Source organism: Syntrophomonas sp. UBA1041, assembly GCF_002316705.1.
Classification (GTDB): domain Bacteria; phylum Bacillota; class Syntrophomonadia; order Syntrophomonadales; family Syntrophomonadaceae; genus DTU019.
On record NZ_DCEA01000003.1, the window covers coordinates 125,911 to 131,910 of the forward strand.

General features: G+C 55.4%; 4 protein-coding genes. 2 read left to right on the forward strand and 2 right to left on the reverse strand.

Annotated elements, in window-relative coordinates:
- The first annotated feature begins 243 nt into the window (after positions 1-243).
- Both flgG and B2633_RS01140 read left to right on the forward strand, forming a co-directional pair.
- Positions 244-1,029 (forward strand): flagellar basal-body rod protein FlgG, encoded by a 786-nt coding sequence (gene flgG / locus B2633_RS01135; protein WP_483168696.1) that lies wholly within the window; start codon positions 244-246, stop codon positions 1,027-1,029.
- Between the two features lie 18 nt (positions 1,030-1,047).
- On the forward strand, positions 1,048-1,395 hold the full coding sequence (locus B2633_RS01140) for a rod-binding protein (RefSeq protein WP_483168697.1): 348 nt from the start codon (positions 1,048-1,050) through the stop codon (positions 1,393-1,395).
- A gap of 140 nt (positions 1,396-1,535) precedes the next feature.
- On the opposite strand, the gene B2633_RS01145 is transcribed toward B2633_RS01140, so the two are convergent.
- The gene (locus B2633_RS01145; RefSeq protein ID WP_483168698.1) at positions 1,536-5,507 is read right to left on the reverse strand and encodes an S-layer homology domain-containing protein; all 3,972 of its coding nucleotides are present in this window, start codon (positions 5,505-5,507) and stop codon (positions 1,536-1,538) included.
- Positions 5,508-5,533: 26 nt separating this feature from the next.
- Positions 5,534-6,000, reverse strand: a 467-nt coding sequence (locus B2633_RS01150; RefSeq protein WP_483168699.1) for an S-layer homology domain-containing protein, incomplete at its 5' end; no start/stop codon positions are given.

Consider the following 6,000-nt stretch of genomic DNA (forward strand, 5'->3'; position numbering starts at 1 on the left):
ACACCTCGAAAACTGTATGTGCTTTAATATATGAAAATAGAGGAAAAAAGTTGCTACATTAAGACCCTTTGGTGGACAAATTATCGTTAAAGTTTATGCAGCTGTTTTACGATATAGAAATGGAATAACTTTTTATTGCGTTGTGGGCTGGACTCGCCGAGGGGCCCACCTTGCACCGATCGACCGAGGTGCAATTCCTCAAGCTATGATCAAAAACGAATTATTCTAAGGAGGAAACCCGCTATGATGAGGTCCCTCTACACTGCCAGCACGGGCATGCATGCCCAGCAGCTCAATGTGGACACCCTGGCGCACAACATCGCCAACGTGAACACTACCGGATACAAGCGGCAACGGGTGGAGTTTCAGGATCTGCTCTACCAGACTATTAAACGCCCCACAGTAAGCGATGAACTGATCGAGCCGGTGGGGGTGTCTGTAGGCCTGGGGGTTCGACCGTCCGCCATCGATATCATGACCGGTCAGGGCAACCTGCAGCCCACGGGCAATCCCCTTGATGTAGCCATTTCCGGTGGTAATGCCTATTTCCGCGTTTACGGCCCTGGAGATCAAGAGCTCTATACCCGGGATGGCTCTTTCAAACTGGATGCGGAGGGCAATCTGGTGACCAGCGGCGGCAACCTGGTTGCGGGGGTGGATGCGCTGGAAGCGGGCGCCTATGATATCCTGGTTGAAAAGGACGGCCGGGTGACTTATAAGGTTTCAGGTTCGGATGAAATCCAGGAGGCCGGCCAGTTGGAACTGGTCACCTTCATGAACCCTTCCGGTCTGGAGAAATTAGGGGGCAATCTCTATCGGGCCACCGACACCGCCGGTGAAGCGGTGGACTGGGACCCCGAAGCGGACAGCACCATCACCCTGGAGTCCGGATACCTGGAGTCTTCCAATGTACAGATCGTGGAGGAGATGGTGGGTCTGATCACCGCTCAGCGCGCCTATGAAATTAACTCCAAGGTGGTTCAGTCGGTGGACGAAATGCTGCAGACCACTACCAATCTGCGCCGCTAAAGAGGAGGCTGATCCCGAATGAGTGCGGTTAACGCCATAGGCATCGGCAATCCCGTCAATATGTCCGGGGTTCAGGCCAGCCGCGAACAGCAGCAGGCCGGCAAGTTCAACCGGGTATTGCAGGAAGCCATGCAGAGTAAAGAGGATAAAAAATTACGCCAGGCCTGCGAGGAGCTGGAGAGCGTTTTTGTATACCGGTTGCTGTCAGCTATGCGGGCCAGCATCCCGCGCAGTGATTTCATCGCCCGCGGTATGGCCACCGAGACCTTTGAATCCATGTTGGACGAAGAATACGCCAAAACCATCAGCCGCCAGGGCTCACTGGGCCTGGCCGCTATCATCTACCAGCAGTTAAGCCGTCAATAACATACCGGAACACAAGTGTCACCCACAGGTACAATGACTGAACCGAGGGGATAACCGGTACGGGGCAACGAAAAAAGCAGGAAGCCAGTCACGATTTTTATGACTGGTTTTCTGCTTTTTACAGCTTACCTATTTTTAGCTTATATCCCCAGCAGATTATACAGTACTTGCGCCATTTCAGCGCGGGTGGTTGTGCCTGTCGGCGTGAGCTTGCCATTGCTGCCGGATACCGTTCCGGATTCGACCAACAGCTTCATCGCCTCCTTTGCCCAGGGATCAATCTGACCGGCATCGGTGAAGTCTGAGAGCGTCTTGCCGGGGTCACCCTGCGGGAGTTGAACGATGACTTTCAGCGCGTTATACAGTAGGGTGAACATCTCTTGACGAGTGATTTCTTTGCCCGGAGCATACATATTGTTTCCTACGCCTGCGGTTATGCCCAGCCGCTTTGCCGCCGCAAGGTAGCCGGTGTAATATGTGCTGCCCGCGTCAGAGAAGTTGTCGGTCGGGTTCGCGTCGGGAGCGATGCCATAGGCTCTCATCATCATGACGATGAATTCTCCGCGCGTGAGCTTGGCTTCGGGGCTGTATGTAGTGCCATCTCCTGTGCCGCCTGTGATTTCTCTCGCCGCGATGAAGAAAACAGCGTCAGCATACCACGCGCCGCTTGCAACGTCTTTGAAGTTTACCTTGTTATACGCCACAGCGTAATCGCTGAAATGGGTGGTGAAGAAGCTCACCGTTCCCGTCGCCGCATCGTAGCGTCCGTTGGGGATGGTGACTACGTTTCCACTGCCGTCGATGTACCACACGACGATGCTTTCGGGGTTAGCAAGCTCCGCCGCCGTGGGCGCATAGGGTATGCTCACAGTTACAGGCGCAACGGGATTGCTCCAATCGGTCTGCTTTCCATCGATGGACAGCGTGAGCGAGATGAGCGGCTTATCGCCGATTAAGGCTTTCACATGGTCTGATAGGGCGTTCTTGTCGCCCTGACCGATAGTGATGTCAGCTTTGCTTCCGCTGACTCCCGCCACGCCTGTAAGCATATTGGACGGGACGGTGACACTGCCCGTGTCGGTATTAAGTGTTAGTGTACCATGTTCGACCGCTGTTGATAAGTCGGGTACCGGTATGCCAAAAGTATAAGTGTCAACATCGGGAATAGAAGGGACCGTGACGACAGTTCTGTTTTGAGTGAGATTCTGCGAGCCCGCATCTATAAATGCGGTTCTAGTATCCTTGTTAACCGCGACAGGGATTGTCGTTGCAGCGTTATTTTCTGCTTTTACATCCGCATGATATGTCGGCGTTGCCGGGGTTAACGGACTGCTGCCACTGCCGCCACCCGAGGAAGCTGCGGTTATCGTAATTGTGAACTCCTTATCGAACACTCCGGCGCTGTTCTCAGCCCTGACAGTAAAGGTAAATGTAGCGGTAGAGTCAGGTGTACCGGAGATAAATCCGGTGACAGGGTCAAGGCTCAGCCCTCCAGGCAGGCTTCCATTCAACAGCGAGAAGGCGATGGGGCCTCCGCCTGTTGCTGTAACGGCGTGGCTGTAGGCTATACCTGCCTTGCCGTTCGGCAGACTTTCAGTGATGATGGCAGGCGGAGGGATCCTGACCCGGACGGTGTTGCCGGGACTTGCCGCATCGGTATAAACATAATAGCTGCCGTCAATGCCCGTATAATCTTCCTGAAGTACAGGTACGTCGCCGATCTTGATATAAGTCGTTGCCGTAATAATACCATCAACGGTAATCGCACTGCTTCTGATGGCATGCGCACCGATGCTTGCGGCGCCGCCGGTCGCTGTTACATTGCCTGAAACGCAGATCTCGCTTTTATCGTCTGCATATACGCCTTTGCCGTTGGATGCAACGGCCGTTACATCGCCTTCAACCTCGATAAAGCTGTCTGCGCAGGCATAGGCGGCAAACTGCACACCACGGACGCTTTCTGTATTGACGCTGCTGCTGTTATTGGCAAAAATGCCGATGCTTCCGGGGCCTGTTGCTGTTACGCTTGTAACGGTGACCGAAGACAAATCGGCCTTGACCCCGTATGTTTTGCCGGTGACATTGAATTCTCCGCCACCCTCCGCAGAAGTGTCCGCCAGATCAACGCTGCCGTGATTTTCCACGACCAGTCCGTTTCCTCCAGTCTCGTCATTAACCACATTCAAAGTATAGCCGTTCACGTCCAGGGTTATGATTTTGCTGTTAATAACAAGGCCGCCCTCATAATCAATATCCTGGAGCAGCCTGATGATATCTCCGCTGAACGCGGCGTCCAACGCCTCGTCCAGCGTGTTATGCTGATCTCCGCCGACGATTTCGCAGACATAGTCATCCGTCGGCCCCGGAGTCGTGACAGCTGTCGGGCCGTACTCAATGATCACGCCTTTCACCTTCAGGTACATGAAGGGATATCCCGCGCTGTCGGCGGCTCCCGTAAAGACCACCGTATAGGTCCCGTCTCCATTGTCGGTAAAGCCTGAGAGCAGGGAACTGGTGTCAAACCACTGGTGCTCGCCGTTTATGGTTACTTCAAAATACTCCGGACCGATGCCGGTCAGGGGGTCTCCCGCCTCATTCTGCACCGTCACGGTCAGGGTAACCTGTCTGCTGCCGTGTGCTCCCTGCGTCTGATTTGTGATTCCCGAATTTCCGTCATGAGGGATGTCCGCCAAAATGGGAATTTTGACCCAGGCCTTTTCTGCGCCGCTGCCTGTGTAGAGGTAATAGCCCGGGTTTGCGAGGTCAAGCTGGTAATCACTTTCCGATAAGTAAACGGGTTCGGTGGCGCTTCCGGCAATGACATAGAATACCTCTGCCGTCATCTGTCCGTTGACGGTCACCGTTCCGCCGTCATAAACACGTGCGCCTGTCTGGTCTGACTGGACATTGCCGCTGACTGTGACGCTGCTTCCGCTTCCGCCAGCGCAGACGCCGTTTGTTTCACCCTGCACGTCGTCCGTTATCACGATAGCCGCGGATGAACCGACGGCGAAGGCGCCCGTTCCTGTAGTCGCCGTGGCGCCGGATACCGTGGCCTCGCCGCGGACCACATACACACCGTTAGTAGTCCCGGTGACGTTGAATTCGCCATCCCCGCCCGGTGAAGTATCTGTCAGGTCAACGCTGCCCGTATCCACCCGCAGCCCTATACCTGCAGTATTGACCACATCAAGCGTATACCCGTTCAGGTCAAAGGTGATGTCTTTATTCACGATTTCAATACCGCCTGTGTAGTCGATGTCTTGCAGCAGCTTAATGGTCGCGCTTTCCCCATCCTGAACCGCGGCCAGCGCCAGATCCAGCGTAGCGTAGCCTGTACCGCCGATCTCGCAGACATCGCCACCCGACGGCGGGGTGGTGTTCTTAACCCGTACGGTGCTGCCGGAACTGGCTTGGTCGGTGTAAACGAAGTAGCCGCCTTCGGTTCCGGTGTGTTCTCCCTGGGCTTTGGATACAGCGCCGATCCTGATATACGTTGCGGCTGAAATTCCGCCGTCAACGGTGACGGTTCCCTGATCCGCCGCGGCCGCGCCGATACCGGCGCCTGCCGTGACACCACCGCCGATGTAAATGCTGCTGCCTGCGTCCTGGGCTGAAGCGCCCACCGTGACGCCCTGGACATTGCCGGATATCTCAATGTCTCCGCCGTCTAACGCGATGGCTCCGTAGCCGCCGGGTCCGGTAGCCGTAGCGTTGGTGACAGAGGCGGTGCCGTATAAGGCGACCACGCCGAAAGTGGAGCCGGTGACGCTAAATTCGCCGCCGCCCGGGGAAGTGTCAGTCAGGTCAACGATGCCGTCGTCGACCCGGAGTCCATATCCCGCGGTATTCACAAGATCCAGCGTATATCCGTTCACGTCAAAGGTGATGTCTTTATTCATGATTTCAATACCGTCTGTGTAGTCGATGTCTTGCAGCAGCTTAATGGTTTGTTCGTTTTGCACCGCGGCTAGCGCCAGATCCAGCGTAGCGTAGCCTTTACCGCCGATCTCGCAGACGTCGCCATCCCCCGCCCATGCGGTTGCGGGGGCGTAAACACCCACGAGACATACCGCCAGTAGGACGGACAGCAATTTTATCTTTAATCCCATATTAAAGATCTCTCCTTTCTGAAGGTTTAAATAGCGTCATAAGTCCGTACGCTCATAAGGAGCGCCGCTTCCCTTGTGGCCGTGCCGTAGCCGGAAGCCTCCTGTCCCGTAGTGGTCGCTTTCGGCATAAAGTAACCTTTGTCGTCGCCCTTGATAATGCCCAGCTTCGACATGTATTTCGTACTCTCCGCCGCCCAGGAGTCGATATCCTTTTGGTCGGGGAAGTCGGGCACGCCCGCGATGGAGTAATCCGCGCTCGGGGCGATGGCCTTGATCGTCCTGAACAGCATGGTGGCGCACTCCTGCCGGTTGATCAGTTTGTTTGGAGTAAAGGTGGTGGCTGATGTGCCCTGCGTGATGCCCAGCGCGAAGGCTTTCAATATCCGCGGGTTTGTCGTGTCGGTAAACGGATTGGGTGAAACCGGCGCGGGCGTTTTATCCGTGGTCTTTTCATAGAGCAAAAGCGCCAGCTCACAGAATTCCTCGCGGGTGA

Coding starts and splice junctions, on each gene's coding strand:
- flgG (WP_483168696.1), top strand. CDS start 244: ATGATGAGGTCCCTCTACACTGCCAGCACGGGCATGCATGCCCAGCAG.
- B2633_RS01140 (WP_483168697.1), top strand. CDS start 1,048: ATGAGTGCGGTTAACGCCATAGGCATCGGCAATCCCGTCAATATGTCC.
- B2633_RS01145 (WP_483168698.1), bottom strand. CDS start 5,507: ATGGGATTAAAGATAAAATTGCTGTCCGTCCTACTGGCGGTATGTCTC.